Below are 15932 nucleotides of genomic sequence, written 5' to 3' on the forward strand. Positions count from 1 at the left end.
ATGCTATACTTAAATTACCTTAAGTAGGGTGGTGATATGAATCAAGTTGTTGCAGATGGTCATAGAGAAGTTATTGATTTAAATAACAACAGTGATGGTTCAGGTAAAGTAGAATCTATTTCCAATGTTGCTTTGGAAGAGGAAGAAGAGTTTTTTGATGCTATGGAAGATGTTTCTAATGTAGAAGAAGGGAATGATTTAGGTCTTGCTAATTCAGAAGAGGAAGAAGAGTTTTTTGATGCTGTAAGTAAGCAGGATTGGTTAATTAAACAAATAGCTGCTTTTAATGTTCCGCTCAGTATATTCCATTATAAGGATTATGACTCTGACTTTTTTACCTCTTGGTATAATATGTCAAGCGAAATATTGAAAGAGATAAACAGAGCTTGCCCAGAGAAGAAAGTATTAAATTTAGCTCTGTCAGTTTTAATGCTCCCTTATATTGCTTTTACTGCACTGGGGTTAGTCATATACAGTAGATTTAAAGCAAATAGCAAGACACAAGAAGGTGTAGTGGAAGATAAGATAAAAAAGAGTGAAACAGGTGTGCCAAAAAGATTGGCATATGGCGCTCTTGCTGCAATGGCAATTTTTGTTAATGTGACTGTGCTTGTAGCCTTAATCGTTCCTGCAACAGTTGCTTTGGCTACTTTTTATCTTTTAAATAGAGAGTTATCTCACTCTTTAGTTACTGCTCTTAAAATAAGTATGGGGCAGTATTCTAATAAGCACCAAAATATAGAGGTATCTTTTCATGAAATGGAGGTTTCTGAGTCAAGCATTGCATATGATATGGAAATAAAGTTTCCACCGCAATTTAAACAATTACTTAAAGATTTATGCGAGAATGAAGATAATAAGTGGTTTAATGTGACACGAGATTCAGAGCATAATACCATACTGAAATTATCAGCTAATATCAATTTAAAAAATGGTCTTCAGCCCTTGCGTAATGAGATCGGAAGTGTAATTGCAACTTCGATTCAAGAATGCGCAAGAACTATGGAAGAGCTGGTGAATCTAGAAAAGAAAGATATTACACATGATAAACTGAAGGAATTATTGAGTAAATTCAGGCTGAAAGTGGTGAGTAGCATAGATTCTAAGTTGACAACTCACTTAATAGAAAATGCTTATCAAGTTGCTTTTATACAAGCAATTAAGTTTCAGCAAAATAGACGGGGAAAAGATTTTTCACTGGAGGATGAGCTAAAAAATACTTTAGTGAAACAGAAATTAGAAAGTCAAGGTAAGGAATTACCAAATGAGAAAGAAGTGATAATCAAAGATTTGAAAGAACTAAAAATAAAGGAGTTACTTAATTTGACTGATGAAGATGATCGGCTAGAGTCCCTTATGAAAGTAGATGATATAAGTGATGATGCACTTCCTGTATTTAAAGCAAAATGGAAACAGCTTATAAAAGAAGGGAAAATAGCTGAAAGGACAATAATTAATACTTATGAAGATATGTACCCTCAAGAAACAAAGAAAGCTCTAGATAATGCTGAAAGAGAGATTGAGGATTTAAGAGAAATAGTACAGATAAGATATAATGGTGAAAAATTAAAAGAGATGCATAAAAATAGGAAAAACGGTAACTTAAAAGATGGTGCTTTAAAAAGGAAATTAGAAGATTTTTTTAAATTTGAATATGATGGTCAAAAAGTTGAGAAAATGCTAATAGAATCGAGAATAAGGACTATTCAAACTCTACCGAATAAGTCAGATAAAAAAATAAAGCAATGTGAATTAAATGAAATAAGGATTTCGGGTGAAGTGAATGACTTTGTAGAGAAGATGTATTTAGAAATAACAAGATGTAGAATTCAAGAGTTATTTGAAAAGCAAGGGGAAAGTATAAAGAATGTAGAAGATAATAAGGACAGGCTATTCAATGGAGAAGATGAAAAACGTCTAGTAAACAAGATTGTTTCTTATCGAAAAAAAATTGGAGAATATTTTACGCAACCTACAAGACTGAAGGAAATAATAGGAAAGCAGAATGAGGATTTGGATGTTGAGAAAAATAGTAAAGAAGAGAAATCTTCAAGTATGGAGTTAATAGAGTTATGCTTGCGAAATAACCAAGAAATTCTAAAAACATTAGAACAGTTGAAATTGGAAGAAAAAGGATTATTGATAAATGAAAAAACAATAAATGATTATAGAGAAGAACTAGAATCTCGTGAAAAAATAAAATTTGCAATAATAGAAGATGATTTACTGAAGGCGTTCGAGCATGAAACTTTTAACGAAGAAGCAATTAAGAAATTATTAGAGAGAGCAGAACTTGAGTACTATTTTGCAGAAAAGTGCATAAAAAGTCCTGTGATTAAGACAAAAGACAATATCAAACATTTTTGTCAAGATTTATTGTCTCCTTTAATAAATAGGTTGGTGGAAAATATAGTAAATAATGTACCAAAAAGTGATAAGAGTTCATGGCTGCAGCCTATAAAAGCTATTAGGACAGGCTTGGGATATATTCAAACAGGTCTTGCCGTTGCAATGCGTGGGGATAAGAGCACAGAAGGAAAAGCGTTGAGTGTGGCACATGATACTCATAAGGAAGTAGAAACATTTCTTCAACATTTTCAATCAAGTTATGAGGAAGTAGGAGTTTTTTTGGGTAATTTATTTTCTGATGATGGAACGACATTTAAAAATGATGTATGGCCTAAAGTAGAAGAGCATTTGCATGGAATGTGGGATAGGTTTTTCAAGGATATTGAATTCAAGATAGGAAATAAATTGGATGAAGTAAACGTGACACAGCAAAATCAGGAAACGGCGATTACGGCTTAATGATGAGCTCTCAAAGTTCCTTCAGTATTTTCACACACTAAGTTGACTATCATATTTGATTCTTTTTGGATTTCCTCTTCAGTTAAAGTGTGAGTTGGAGAGCAGAAAGTAACTGAAAATGCTATAGACATCTTATTCGATTCTATATTGTTTCCATGATATACATCAAATATCAAAACTTCTGTGATGAGCTCTGAGCTTTTTTTCACCATATTGATTATACTGCCTGCTGCTACATCTTTATTTACAATAAATGCAAAGTCGCGTTTTACACTTTGATATTTATAATCGATAAATTTTTTTCTACTTATAGGTAAATTTTCGATATTTTCTAATATCAACTCAAAGCCTACAATTTTTTGTTTGATGTTAAAAAAATCCAATATACTCGGATGCAATTCTCCAAAATAACCAACTATTTTACTTCTAAAAGATAAGGAGCCTGATTTTCCTGGGTGATAATATTCTTTTTCTGCTCTCTCTATTGCTAAATTATCACAATTGACATTAAAAAGTTCCAAAGCTGTTATGAGGTCAGCCTTTGCGTCAAAAATATCTATTTTCCTATCAGTGTTATAGTGGTTTTTCGGCGAATTATTTCCTGATCTAATTCCACTTAAAACGTACTTAGACTGAGCCTCACCATTATAAATTGGTCCAATTTCAAAAATTGCGAGATCAGATATCCCGTGAGCAATATTATCTGCAGTGACTTGCAACAAATTTGGTATGACACTTGGCCTCATTATATTGAAGTTATTATTAAATGGATTATCGATAATGAATAACTTATTCAAGTAACCAAACTTTTCAGCTGTTGATTCACTCATAAAAGACCAAGTTATCACTTCATGAAACCCTCTGCTTGTCATTAAAATGCGCAAATCATCTTGTGTCTCTTCTTCTACTGTAACGTCTTCTGCTAGTTGCTCTTCCTTTATTTTATCATAGCCGTATATTCTTACTACCTCTTCAACTAAGTCAGCAGGTATGGTTACGTCCGGTCTCCAGCTTGGTACTTGTATATTCCAATTACCTTCGGTTTTTTTATCGATACTAAACCCTAGCTTTGTTAAAATATCGAATACCTCATTAGGTGATGCAGATACACTTCCAAGTTTGTTTGCATTCTGATAATCAAAATTTATCTTGGTATAAGCCTTATTCAAATTGCCAGCAGACACTATGCTTGACACTTCTCCGCCACATAAATCCAAAATCATTTTGGCTGCAAGATTGAGTCCATCAAGGGTAAATTCAGGGTCAATTGAACGTGCAAATCTGTAACTTGAGTCTGTGGAGATGCCTAGCTGCCTTGAAGATTTAGTGATGGAGATGGGGTCAAACCAAGCAGACTCTAAAAAGATATCAGTAGTTTCAAGTGTACATTCGCTATACTTGCTGCCCATAATTCCAGCAATTCCATGAACATTTTTATCATCAGAAATAACTCTTATTTCTTTATTTAATGAATATTCTTTACCATTTAAACCAATAAATTTTTCTCCATCATTTGCTTTGCGTACTATGAGCTCACCTTCTATTTTCTTTGCATCATATGCGTGCATTGGGCGGCCAAAAGATATCATGATGTAATTAGTAATATCAACTATTACAGAAATGGAGCGCATTCCTATCGATTCCAATTTATCTTTTAACCATTTTGGGCTTTCTTTATTTTTTACATTGGTGATGTATATTCCACTAATAAAGCTCTCCCCGTCAGTAACTTTGACGTTTACTGGTGAATTTATAGAGCAGGCAAGTTGTGGAATGTTTGAAGCCTTTAACGTTCCAATTCCAGTTGCTGCTAAATCTCGAGCTATTCCATATACGCCTAAGCAATCTCCACGGTTTGGAGTGATGTTTATGTCAATTACAGGATCGCAATTGAAAAATTTATCTCCTGTTTTATAATCATCAGAAAGCTCGATTATTCCTTCACTTTCATCTTGAGTCAGCGAAAGCTCAGAGGCAGAGCAGAGCATCCCTTCACTTAGCACTCCTCGTATTTTTGTAGGCTTAATTGTAAAGTCGCTTTCTGGCAATGTGCTACCAAGAGATGCAAGTACAGTCTTCATGCCTTCTTTAACATTTTTTGCTCCGCAGACTATCTGCAGAACTTTACTTCCATCATTTACTTTACATAATTTTAATTTATCAGCATTTGGATGAGGTGCGACTTCTAATACTTCTGCAACAACAAACCCGGCCAATCTGGAATTGTCGATCACATTCTCTACTTCCAACCCTATGTGAGTTAATTTATCAATAATTTCCTCTAAACTAGCATTGGTTTCTAAGTACTCTAATAACCAAGATAATGTGAACTTCATTTATTTAACAGAAAATAAAAAAGTTATTGTAATGTAAAATATAATGATTTTAAAGCTTGTTGTAGTGAGTAGCTTCTCTAATTGTAAAAAACGAAGGAGAAGCCTACTTTTTCTACAAAGAAAGAATTTTCTTTATATCACCTTTGCAGTCCATTTCCATGCAGAGTTGAATGTTCATATTGTGATCATCTATATGGAAATTATAAATGTAAGCATCACCAGTGAAATTTCCTATAACATCATGGCTTTCATTTAGCATTTCACCTGCCATGTGGAAAAGACCAGTGTCTGAGTTAGAAGAATAATCTGTAAACTTGATGTACCCGTTACCACATTCCTGTTCTAAATTTAAAGGTGGATTAGTAAAATCTATTTCGTTCATAATTGCCTCATATTAAAATTAAATTATAGTTAAAATAAGATGTTAAGTCAAGATGTTAAGTAACTTAATAAGATTAGTGAATTTTTAAATAGAACGCTGGCTATAATTAGCATTCTAATCACATACTTTGTTGATATATTTATGCCATAATGGCATGGATCTTCTATCTTAATTCTTGACTTTACCCTATAAAATCTATATTTTACTTACTATTATAGTTTAAGTATATAAATCAAGATGGCGTTAAATCCGCTAGAACAATTTAAAGTATATACAATAATAGAACTACCAAAATTATTTGGGTATGACATAAACTTTACCAACTCATCTCTTTTTATGATGATCTCGGTGGTATTAATGGTACTGTTTTTGCTCCTTGGAATAAGAAAAGGTGCAGTAATACCAGGATATTTGCAAGCTGCAGTTGAATATGTATATGATTTTGTTGTTTCAATAATAGAAAGTAACACTGGAAGCAAAGGTTTGGAGCACATTCCTTTGATATTTACAGTATTTATTTTCATTTTATCGTGTAATTTAGTTGGTGTTCTTCCTTATAGTTTCACAGTTACAAGTCATGTGATAGTTACCTTCGCTTTATCAATGGTGGTTTTTACTTATATAACGATTGTTGGGTTTAAAGAAAGAGGAGTAGAATTTTTACGCATATTGCTACCAAAAGGAACTCCTTCGTGGCTTGCACCTATAATCATCATTATTAAATTATTTGCTTATTTAGTAAGACCGATTAGTTTATCAATAAGGCTTGCAGCAAATATGATTGCGGGTCATACAATCATCAAAGTGATAGCAGGATTCGTCATAAATATGAACATATTTTTTACACCTGCACCTTTTTTGTTTATAATTGCACTAATAGGATTTGAAGTATTTGTTGCAGTTTTGCAAGCTTATATATTTACTATATTAACATGTGTATATTTGTCAGATGCAGTAAAGTAATTGACTTCCTTGCAGAATATTTTACAATTATATTATAAAGAAATAGTTAAAGGTAATATATGGATTTAGTGGCTTTAAAATTTATAGCAATTGGTTTGGCTGTATTTGGAATGCTCGGTGCTGGTTTAGGTATAGCTAATATCTTCTCTGCTATGTTAAATGGGATTGCGAGAAATCCTGAGTCAGAAGGTAAAATGAAAAGTTACGTTTATATTGGTGCTGCCATGGTTGAAATCATGGGGTTGCTTGCGTTTGTACTTGCAATGTTATTAATATTTGCTGCTTAACAGATGCCACAGCTTGATGTTTCAACTTTCTCTTCTCAAATTTTTTGGTTTTTAATTTTTTTCTCTTCACTTTTTTTTGTAGTCAGTTGTTTGTTTTTACCGAAGTTAGATGAAATAATAAGCACTAGAAGTAAAGAAGTGTTAGATTCATTTAATAGTTCTATTCACCTTTTAAGACTTACAGAAGAGCAAATTGCCAAGTATAATGCAGCTTTAAATCAAGCTAGAGTACGGGCAAAAAAAATCATAGATGATGCATTTGCTCAAGTAGAAGAAATGAGAGCGAATGTTAAGGATATATTGGAAGAGGAAGACAAGAAGATGATTAAACTTGTTGAAGAAAAGGTAGTACAATTTAAATCTAAGTATATTAGTGAATTAAAACAAATGGCTACTAGTATTGCTTTGATTTACTATACTAAGTTAACTAATTCTGAGATTGAAGAGGAATTTGTTGCTGACTTGGTGTCAAAAGAATTTTAGGGTTTTTATGTCTACATTACTAGTTATAAGCCTTGCTTTTTTAGTAGGTTTTATCCTCTCATATAAATTGTTAAGGAAGGTAATAAAAAACGCGCTTAACAATAAACGTAACAAAAGCAAGTTTTCAAGTGAAGAAACTGAAAAATTCAGAAAAGATATATTGGAGTATTACAAAAAATCTTCTGAAAAATACAAAAGATTAGATGCAGAAGTTAACAAAATGATGAATGAAGCACTTGATAAGGCTAATAGTATTATTAAGCATAATAGACAGCAACTCGATCAAACGTTAGATGAAAATTCCCATTCTAATTTGAAGAAAGTTACTGACCAAGTTGAAAAAGCTCTTGGGGATTTACAAGCTAACACAGCGAGTATAGCTGCTGATGCTGTAAAAAAAATAATGCATGAACGTAAAGATGATAAGCGTAGTAGTGAGGTTATATCTTCGTTTTCACGTGACTTGAGCAAAAAGTTGCATTAAGTTTAATGCCTGTACTTCAAACTGATAATGTAGAAAAAATTAAATTTGATTCTAGTTTATGCAAAGAACAAGAGAAACTTTTCTACTATAGGTTTAATATAATTCCTTGGCAAAAATTAAATGATACTACTTTTTTTATGGTTGAAGACATAAGCCAAGATATCAACCTTTGGGTCGAATCTCATTACGGTATTGAATATGTATTGATAAAAGTAGATAGCAAACAGATTTTAAATCTTCTTAACTCACACTTTGGTATTTCAGAATTCGCAAGTAACTACTTATATTATAAGAATCCTAATTTTTCAGCTAAAAGCATTAGGCTGAGTTCAATCTTTTTTTCCTCTTTCTTTGTTATGATTTCGACTTTAACACTGACAAAAAAATATGCATATTTTGCTTTGATGTTGATATTTATAATCGGATGTTCTAGTTCTTTATTCAAATTTGTAACTAAAATTTTTGGCTTGCGTAAAATTTCTAACCAAAAAGCAGATTATGATAAGATGAATGAACCTATATATACTATTTTATTGCCTGCTTTTAAAGAGAATGCGGTTATAAAGCAATTGATTAAGAGCATTGAAAGTTTGGATTATCCAAAATCAAAATTAGATGTAAAGCTTGTGATAGAGAGCGATGATCAAGAAATGTTGGCAGCTATAGAAAAATGCACTTTACCACAGTATTTTGAAGTAATAAAAGTGCCTCATTCTCTGCCTAGAACAAAAGCTAAGTCATGCAATTATGCTATGAGCTTTGCTAGAGGAAAGTATGTGGTAATATATGATGCAGATGACAAGCCAGATCCGTTGCAGTTAAAAAAAGCACTAATTGAATTTAATAAGGGCGACGAAAAGTTGGCTTGTGTACAGGCGAAATTAAATTACTATAACTTTGGTTGCAATTTTCTTACAAAATTCTTTTCTCTTGAGTATATGAACTGGTTTCAATATTTTTTGCCTGGATTTCAAAAAATGAACATGCCAATACCTTTGGGTGGTAGCAGTAACCATTTTTCAGTGGAAATTTTAAAGAAAGTGCTTTTTTGGGATGCTTACAATGTCACTGAAGACGCTGACCTTGGTTTGAGACTTGCGCAAATGGGATATAAAACCAGGATTATTGATTCAGAAACATTGGAAGAATCACCAACTACTGTGTTTGCTTGGATCAAACAAAGAGCACGCTGGATTAAAGGTTATATGCAAACTTATATCGTTCATTTAAAAAATATAAAATTACTTTTTAAGCACACTGGGCTTAAGGGAGTTTTGCTATTAAACCTTTTTGTTGGTTCCTCAGCTTTTATATTTTTCACGACTCCTTTTTTGTTACTTTCATTGGTGCTGACTCAAATTTTGAATGAATTATTCTTATATTATTTTATAATAGTATACGGTATTAACTTGATTTTTTTGATAATAGCTATCAGACAACAAAAAATGCCTTTTTATTTTTATATAGTATCAATATTTTTTCCCGTCTATAGTCTACTACATAGCGTTGCAGCTTTTCTCGCTTTGTGGGAATTTGTTATTCACCCTCAGCAATGGAATAAAACTCAGCATGGATTATGGAAGCAAAACCTGTAGCTATTTGGCTTTTTCTCTGCTCTCTCATGGTGATTTGCATGGTGGGAATTGGTGGATTTACCAGACTTTCAAAAGCAGGATTGTCAATCACGGAATGGAAACCAATTACCGGAACATTGCCACCGCTGAGTGAACAAGACTGGCTAAAAGAAAAATCAAAATATGAAGCTACACCTGAATATAAAGCATTTAATTATGGTATGAGTATGGAAGAGTTTCGCACCATATACTTAATAGAATATGTGCACAGGTTAATTGCAAGGCTGACAGGTTTAGTTTTTATCTTACCATTTATATACTTTACACTAAAAAAAAGAATACCTAAAAATGCAGTAATAAGGTTATCTACAGCACTATTATTTGGAATTTTACAAGCTTTTGCCGGTTGGTATATGGTTAAAAGCGGTTTGGTATCTAATCCTCATGTTAGTCACTATAAGCTCGCACTTCACTTACTGCTTGCGTTGGTTATCTTTGCATTATTGTCATATCAATTTTTTGATTACCAAATCAAACCAAAACAGATAATTAAAATTAATAGCAACATTACATGTTACATATGGATAATTTTAATCCTAGTGACAGTACAAATAATCTTCGGTGCATTTGTTGCAGGGCTAAATGCTGGTTTAATTTATAATACCTTTCCACTAATGGATGGACAAATTGTTCCGGAAGATTTATTTTACTTACAGCCTGCTTGGCTAAATATCTTTGAAAATAGAGTAACAGTGCAATTCATACACCGGGCATTGGCATTGCTGATATTAGTTCTGACAGCAATACTCACAATAAAAAATGCCAGTATAAAACCATTATATGTTATGCTATTCTCCGTCATCATTCAGGTAATTCTAGGAATAGTCACTTTGTTGCTGCATATACCAATGGCTATTGCTATAGCCCATCAAATGTTTTCATTTATCTTATTTGGATCAGGTTTATACTGCTTGCGTTATTTAAGAAATCAGATCTAATACCAAATCACCAGCATGTATATTTTTTCCTTCTTTAACAGGGATATTTTTTATCACCATTTCTGATTCAGCACATATTATATTTTCCATTTTCATTGCCTCCACAACAAAGAGAGGTTGTCCTACCTCTACCTGATCTCCAGCATTGACGTGTAATTTAACCAATAAACCGGATATTGGAGATTTTACAGCGTCTACTGAAATCCCTTCTGTTTTGTTGTTTAGCATTAATTTGCTTAGTTCAGCTACATGAGGTTTCAATACACAACATTTAGCTTTCATACCTGCGTGTCTTATAAAGTATTTGCTACCTTGTCTTTCTATTTTAAGTGCTATATTGGTATCATCATTAATTGTGATATATAGTAATCTGTAACTTGATTTCCACTTACCCACCACGGAGTATTTATTGTGGTTATATACTGTTGTTAATGTGTTATCTTGATACTTTGCATTTACGGAGTACTCATTGTCATCTATTTTCACTATGAATGCTTCGTCTGTTGACTTACTGTAATACTTTCCCTCATTTTCTAAGTGAACATACAGTGCAGCAAAAATAAATATTTTAATATATTCCTCTGTGATAAAATCGCCTTGAAACCCACTAGGATAATGGTCTGGAATGAATCTTGTGTGGAGTTTTGCTGCAATAAAGTTTGGATGATGGAAAATGGATTCTAGAAATTCTATATTATTTGTTACTCCTTCTATATAACATTCAGACAATGCTTTTTGCATTCTGCTGATTGCTTCTATTCTATCTTTTCCATAGGTTATAATTTTTGCAATCATTGAGTCGTAGAACATGCTGATTTCTGAACCGCTAGCTACTCCATCATCTATTCTTACATCATCTGGTTTGTCGTAATATTTGATTCTTCCGCTGGAAGGAAAAAATCTCTTTGATGGATCTTCAGCGCAAATTCTGCTTTCTATTGCAGAGCCAATAAGTTTAATATCATTCTGACCAAATCTTAATTTTTCTCCGCAAGAAATTCTGATCATCTCTTCCACTATATCTATTCCAGTGACAAATTCTGTGACTGGATGCTCAACTTGTAATCTCGTATTTACCTCAAGAAAATAGAAGTTTTGGTTCTTATCTACAACAAACTCGACAGTACCTGCTGAAAAATAATCAACTTGCTTTGCCAAAGAAACACATTGAGCATACATTTTTTGTCTTACTTCTTCACTAATAAATGGGCTTGGTGTTTCTTCTATTATTTTCTGGTTATTCCTCTGTACCGAGCACTCTCTCTCCCCAAGACACACTATATTGCCGTATTTATCTGCTATGATTTGTATTTCAATGTGTCTTGGCAGCTCTATATATTTCTCTATAAAAATACTGCCATCTTTAAAACTTTTCTCTGCTTCATTTGTTGCTGATGTAAATGCTAGTTCAATTTCTTTTTTGGAATATACAATTCGCATTCCTTTGCCACCACCACCTGATGCAGCTTTGAGCATAACGGGAAAACCAATCTCTTCAGCAACGATGGCTGCGTGGGCAGCATCTTCGATCTTACCCATATATCCTGGCACTACATTTACTCCAGCTTTTCTTGCCTCTTCTTTTGCCGTTATTTTATTGGCTGTAACTTCTATTGTTTCTGCACTTGGACCAATGAAATCTATGTTATGTTTTTCCAGAGCACGGGGAAAATCTGGATTTTCTGCTAAAAACCCATAGCCAGGATGAACCGCCTCGGCACCTGTTTCAACTGCTACTTCGCATATTTTTTCGATATTTAAGTAACTAAGATAAGCAGGCGAAGGGCCAATGTGCCTTGACTCATCTGCTTGCTTTACATGCACAGAATTTGCATCTGCATCTGAGTACACAGACACACAAGATATGCCCATCTTGTGCGCAGTTTTGATTATTCTGCAGGCAATCTCCCCTCTGTTCGCTACTAAAATCTTACTATACTTCTTTCTTATCATCTTATAAGTATACTTTCTTAAGTTAAGAAAGTAAATTTCTATATTACTACCTGCAAATACTTCACACTGGGGCTAAACCACTATCTAAAAGTTGCATAACATCAGGATCTGTCACTATAGTACTTTCGTTATAGAGGCCATATACTTCATTACATGCCTTAAATAACAGATATGAAGATCCTCCAGAAGCTATTGTTGCTATTGAAGCCAATGCAAGAGATTGAGAAGCCGAAAATAGAAGATACAAAGATACACACATAGCGGTAGCACACACTATAGCTCCTACTATATATAAGCATATATGAAACTTCTTATTACATATAAAGCCACATTTTATATCTGCAATTTGCTTAACTTCCTTCTGCTCTGAAGGATCCAAGAAGTAAAGAGGTGATACTGCCTTATTATCCTTAATATAGCTTTTATCGAGGAGTGCTTCCTTAATATATTTCTTATTATTCTTAAGTTCCTTTTCTAATCTTTTTACTTTTTCCCAGTCTTTTGCTTTTTCAACCTCAACCCTGGTACTTTCTTCTAAATCCTTTATGATCTTCTGTAACGCAGATAATAGAAACCCTTTACTTGCTGCTATATGAAATGGGTTTCCATTTTCATCAATTCTATGCTTAGCTACACAAGCAACTCTTTCCTTGCAAGAATCGACAAATTTATCCACATTCCCTTTTCTTGCAATTTCAAATAAATTATCCATATATACACCTCACTGCATTCACTAATATTAAATTATACAATGCAGTTTGTTAAAAATAAATGTAAATTGATCTTTCAAATTTACTATAGTTCCACGTTGTTGCAAGTACAAATTTTAGTTATCATCGGTTACGTTATCACAATAGACAAATATGCCAGGTATAGTCACTAGATTCGCTCCATCACCAACAGGATTTTTACATATTGGAGGAGCTCGCACAGCTTTGTTTAATTGGCTCTATGCGCAGCGTCATGGTGGCCAGTTTTTACTAAGGATTGAGGATACCGACAGAAAACGTTCAACACAGGAAGCAATTGATGCAATAATAGATGGGTTAAAATGGCTTGGAATAAGCTATGATGGAGAAATAGTATATCAATCAAAAAGAATAGATAGACATATTGAAGTTGCAAATCTTTTAGTTGAAAAGGGTAGGGCGTATCATTGTTACTGCCCCGAGAATGAAGTTGCGGAGAAGAAAATAAGAGCAAGGGAAGAAGGAAAAATATATAAGCATAAGTGTACTCATTCAACATCAAATGCAGAGCCTGTTGTTCGCTTCAAAGTGCCAGACTCAGAAGATATTGTTGTTGACGATAAAATATACGGCCAAGTTACAATAAGTAGCGACCAGCTTGATGACATAGTAATCTTGCGCTCTGACAATACTCCAACATATATTTTTGCTGTAGTGGTTGATGACCATGATGCTGGAATAACCGATATTATACGTGGCTCTGATCATCTCACTAATACCTTCAAGCAATTACTAATATACCAAGCTCTTGATTTTGATGTCCCACGCTTTGCACACGTACCGCTTATTCATGGAGAAGACGGGAATAAGTTATCTAAAAGGCATGGTGCAACAAGTGTTTGCGATTATGAAAAGATGGGAATATTGCCACAGGCAATGCGTAATTACTTGCTAAGACTTGGCTGGAGTCATGGCAACGATGAGATTATTAGCGATGAGCAAGCAATAGAGTGGTTTAATTTAGAAAGCATCGGTCGCTCACCTGCACGGCTCGATTTCAAAAAACTGGAGCATTTGAATAACCACTATATTAGTAATATGAGCAATGAAGATATTCTGACTCTAATGCTTAGAGAAAATACTCTAACTGACAAAAAAAAGGGCTATTTACTGCAGGGACTGACAGAGCTGAAAAAAAGAGCAAACTATTTGACCGAATTATTGGACTTAGCAAAATTTTATATTCAAGTTGATTTAAGTGAAGAAGCTCAGCAAATTGTCAAATCTAACCTCAATGTAATTAAGTTACTTGCATCATTTCTTTCGAGTGTAGGTAGTGAAGATTGGAATAAGAATTTTTTATCTTCTCAGATTAAGGAATTTTCAAAATTACATAATATAAAAATGAGCGATATATACCACTCATTACGCGCTCCAATAACTGGAATAATGGATGCGCCTGGAATCATCGATATCATGGTAATTCTTGGTAAAGATGAGTGTATAAAAAGATTGCAAGCAATTTAAATAAAAAATTGCTTGACAGACTCTAGTAGCTTCATTATAGTGGAGAATGAAGATTTTTTAGGATCCAAAATCTATCTTCACCTGCAGGTTTTTTCACCAAATAATCAAATTTCAGCAAAAAATATATAAGTTTATTTTTGCTAGCTCTTTATTCATATAGGAGGGTTTATGTCTAGAATTCCTGATACTTGACTTTTATTTTTAAGTTAAAAAAACAATTGGCGCCTATGGTTTTCACATTAAATCATTTTAAATTGTTAAAGTTAATACGGGCTTTTTTTGCCTTTTTTTATTGGTATTTTTTTCATATTTTATTATATCATTATACTGTGGTACCATATAGACTTCAGTTTCATGATAAGGGGAGCAGGCTCCGTCTCAGCTATGGAATTAAAAAATGACTATGCATAAGATCTAATGGTGTGTCTAATCTATAGATAATTTTTTGTATTGCTAAGTTAATATTTTACATATCTGTTCAGTAAAGTGGCAAAAAAGACAACTAAATGAGTGTCATGAAAGTAGCTTACACGTAGCTGTAGGAATTTCATTTTTTAAGGTAAATTACACAGCAAATATTGTCATTCAAGTAGCTATTCCAGCTTCTATAATGTCATGCCAGTGCTCGACACTGGCATCCAGCAAAATTTATCACAAACAAGACAACATTTTCAATTAAAAAACCAGTGTCTGGATGCTAAGATGACACCTTCATAAGGGAGCCAGCATCAGCTACTTTCATGACACTCATTTAGTTGTCTTTTCTCGTTTACCTTATTTTGCCACTCTGCTGAACAGATATTAAAATAGCAAGCCTCAAGGTCAGAAGCCTGCTATTACTTACTGATTACTTTACATCAATTTTCTTGATGTGTTTCTCTGATTTAGGTATGGTTACATGCAATACCCCATCTAAAAAGTTGGCAGATACCTTATCTTGCTCTACATTTGTTGGAAGTTGAATAGATCTATAGAAAGAACCATAGTACCTTTCTTTGTGGTAAAACTGCTTATCTTTTGATTCATTATCACATGTTTTTTCACCCTTCACTATTAAGTTATCGCCAGATATACTAATGTCTATGCTTTCTTTAGGAATACCTGGTAACTCTAATGATAGGCAATAGCTTTCCTTTGTTTCATAAAGGTCACAAACTGGTAGTAGGCTACTGCCTCTTTTAGAAAGCTCTGGGTTCCATCCTGTAAAAAAGCTATCAAATATGTCATCAACGGCTCTTTGTAACCCTCTTACACTAAAATTATCACGATTATTGTTTTTATTTAAATGAACTATATTACTCATGTTGTACCTTTTACTAATACATGAACTACATAATCACTCCACTTATTGATTTCAATCCTAAATCTAAAATTTTTTAGATGCGAAAAATTTTCCCCGTTTACTATAACCTGATTATGAAAAAAATCTTATTTGGATTACCACGAGT

13 protein-coding genes are annotated in these 15932 nt (G+C 33.2%); 8 read left to right on the top strand and 5 right to left on the bottom strand.

Features of this window, described 5'->3' with window-relative positions; all coding sequences use genetic code 11:
* Nucleotides 1-36 precede the first annotated feature (36 nt).
* Entirely contained in the window at nt 37-2808 is a 2772-nt protein-coding gene (locus ABWU35_RS01115; protein WP_264685568.1) for a hypothetical protein, read from the top strand.
* Here ABWU35_RS01115 and pheT read toward each other — a convergent pair.
* Together pheT and ABWU35_RS01125 are read right to left on the bottom strand one after the other, a co-directional pair.
* Nucleotides 2805-5144, bottom strand: a complete 2340-nt coding sequence (gene pheT, locus ABWU35_RS01120) for a phenylalanine--tRNA ligase subunit beta (protein ID WP_264376607.1) — start codon at nt 5142-5144, stop codon at nt 2805-2807. The genes ABWU35_RS01115 and pheT overlap by 4 nt on opposite strands.
* A 112-nt stretch (nt 5145-5256) precedes the next feature.
* Complete coding sequence (locus tag ABWU35_RS01125; RefSeq protein ID WP_010402566.1) at nt 5257-5526, bottom strand: hypothetical protein; 270 nt, start codon at nt 5524-5526, stop codon at nt 5257-5259.
* Nucleotides 5527-5763: 237 nt separating this feature from the next.
* On the opposite strand from ABWU35_RS01125, the gene ABWU35_RS01130 reads away from it, so the two are divergent.
* Genes ABWU35_RS01130 through ABWU35_RS01155 form a run of 6 tightly spaced genes read left to right on the top strand, consistent with a single transcriptional unit; the run spans nt 5764 to nt 10315 of the window.
* Nucleotides 5764-6489 (top strand): F0F1 ATP synthase subunit A, encoded by a 726-nt coding sequence (locus ABWU35_RS01130; protein WP_096097195.1) that lies wholly within the window; start codon nt 5764-5766, stop codon nt 6487-6489.
* A 59-nt stretch (nt 6490-6548) separates the two neighbouring features.
* Nucleotides 6549-6776 carry a F0F1 ATP synthase subunit C gene (locus ABWU35_RS01135; RefSeq protein WP_006014985.1) on the top strand — a complete coding sequence of 76 codons (228 nt, stop codon included), beginning with the start codon at nt 6549-6551 and terminating at the stop codon, nt 6774-6776.
* Between the two features lie 3 nt (nt 6777-6779).
* Nucleotides 6780-7259, top strand: coding sequence for an ATP synthase F0 subunit B (locus ABWU35_RS01140; RefSeq protein WP_007302046.1), 480 nt, complete (start codon nt 6780-6782; stop codon nt 7257-7259).
* Between the two features lie 7 nt (nt 7260-7266).
* Complete coding sequence (locus tag ABWU35_RS01145; protein WP_007302045.1) at nt 7267-7743, top strand: hypothetical protein; 477 nt, start codon at nt 7267-7269, stop codon at nt 7741-7743.
* A 5-nt stretch (nt 7744-7748) separates the two neighbouring features.
* The gene (locus tag ABWU35_RS01150) at nt 7749-9338 is read left to right on the top strand and encodes a glycosyltransferase family 2 protein (protein ID WP_007302044.1); all 1590 of its coding nucleotides are present in this window, start codon (nt 7749-7751) and stop codon (nt 9336-9338) included.
* A complete protein-coding gene (locus tag ABWU35_RS01155) occupies nt 9320-10315 on the top strand; it encodes a COX15/CtaA family protein (protein ID WP_012481867.1) in 996 nt (331 codons plus the stop codon). The genes ABWU35_RS01150 and ABWU35_RS01155 overlap by 19 nt, the downstream gene beginning before the upstream one ends.
* Here the strand turns inward: ABWU35_RS01155 and ABWU35_RS01160 are convergent.
* Together ABWU35_RS01160 and ABWU35_RS01165 are read right to left on the bottom strand one after the other, a co-directional pair.
* Complete coding sequence (locus ABWU35_RS01160) at nt 10298-12268, bottom strand: acetyl-CoA carboxylase biotin carboxylase subunit (protein WP_012481866.1); 1971 nt, start codon at nt 12266-12268, stop codon at nt 10298-10300. The two genes, ABWU35_RS01155 and ABWU35_RS01160, sit on opposite strands and share 18 nt — an antisense overlap.
* A gap of 61 nt (nt 12269-12329) precedes the next feature.
* Nucleotides 12330-12980, bottom strand: coding sequence for a hypothetical protein (locus tag ABWU35_RS01165; RefSeq protein ID WP_007302041.1), 651 nt, complete (start codon nt 12978-12980; stop codon nt 12330-12332).
* Between the two features lie 151 nt (nt 12981-13131).
* Between ABWU35_RS01165 and gltX the strand changes: the two genes are divergently transcribed.
* Nucleotides 13132-14484 carry a glutamate--tRNA ligase gene (gene gltX / locus ABWU35_RS01170; RefSeq protein ID WP_007302040.1) on the top strand — a complete coding sequence of 451 codons (1353 nt, stop codon included), beginning with the start codon at nt 13132-13134 and terminating at the stop codon, nt 14482-14484.
* 847 nt (nt 14485-15331) lie between these two features.
* Here gltX and ABWU35_RS01175 read toward each other — a convergent pair.
* A complete protein-coding gene (locus tag ABWU35_RS01175; RefSeq protein WP_007302039.1) occupies nt 15332-15787 on the bottom strand; it encodes an Hsp20/alpha crystallin family protein in 456 nt (151 codons plus the stop codon).
* Nucleotides 15788-15932 lie beyond the last annotated feature (145 nt).

Origin of the sequence: Wolbachia endosymbiont (group B) of Xylocampa areola (assembly GCF_964028205.1) — a bacterium.
GTDB lineage: Bacteria > Pseudomonadota > Alphaproteobacteria > Rickettsiales > Anaplasmataceae > Wolbachia.

Coding starts and splice junctions, on each gene's coding strand:
- pheT (WP_264376607.1), bottom strand. CDS start 5,144: ATGAAGTTCACATTATCTTGGTTATTAGAGTACTTAGAAACCAATGCT.
- ABWU35_RS01160 (WP_012481866.1), bottom strand. CDS start 12,268: ATGATAAGAAAGAAGTATAGTAAGATTTTAGTAGCGAACAGAGGGGAG.
- ABWU35_RS01165 (WP_007302041.1), bottom strand. CDS start 12,980: ATGGATAATTTATTTGAAATTGCAAGAAAAGGGAATGTGGATAAATTT.
- ABWU35_RS01155 (WP_012481867.1), top strand. CDS start 9,320: ATGGAAGCAAAACCTGTAGCTATTTGGCTTTTTCTCTGCTCTCTCATG.
- ABWU35_RS01135 (WP_006014985.1), top strand. CDS start 6,549: ATGGATTTAGTGGCTTTAAAATTTATAGCAATTGGTTTGGCTGTATTT.
- ABWU35_RS01115 (WP_264685568.1), top strand. CDS start 37: ATGAATCAAGTTGTTGCAGATGGTCATAGAGAAGTTATTGATTTAAAT.
- gltX (WP_007302040.1), top strand. CDS start 13,132: ATGCCAGGTATAGTCACTAGATTCGCTCCATCACCAACAGGATTTTTA.
- ABWU35_RS01125 (WP_010402566.1), bottom strand. CDS start 5,526: ATGAACGAAATAGATTTTACTAATCCACCTTTAAATTTAGAACAGGAA.
- ABWU35_RS01175 (WP_007302039.1), bottom strand. CDS start 15,787: ATGAGTAATATAGTTCATTTAAATAAAAACAATAATCGTGATAATTTT.
- ABWU35_RS01150 (WP_007302044.1), top strand. CDS start 7,749: ATGCCTGTACTTCAAACTGATAATGTAGAAAAAATTAAATTTGATTCT.
- ABWU35_RS01130 (WP_096097195.1), top strand. CDS start 5,764: ATGGCGTTAAATCCGCTAGAACAATTTAAAGTATATACAATAATAGAA.
- ABWU35_RS01145 (WP_007302045.1), top strand. CDS start 7,267: ATGTCTACATTACTAGTTATAAGCCTTGCTTTTTTAGTAGGTTTTATC.
- ABWU35_RS01140 (WP_007302046.1), top strand. CDS start 6,780: ATGCCACAGCTTGATGTTTCAACTTTCTCTTCTCAAATTTTTTGGTTT.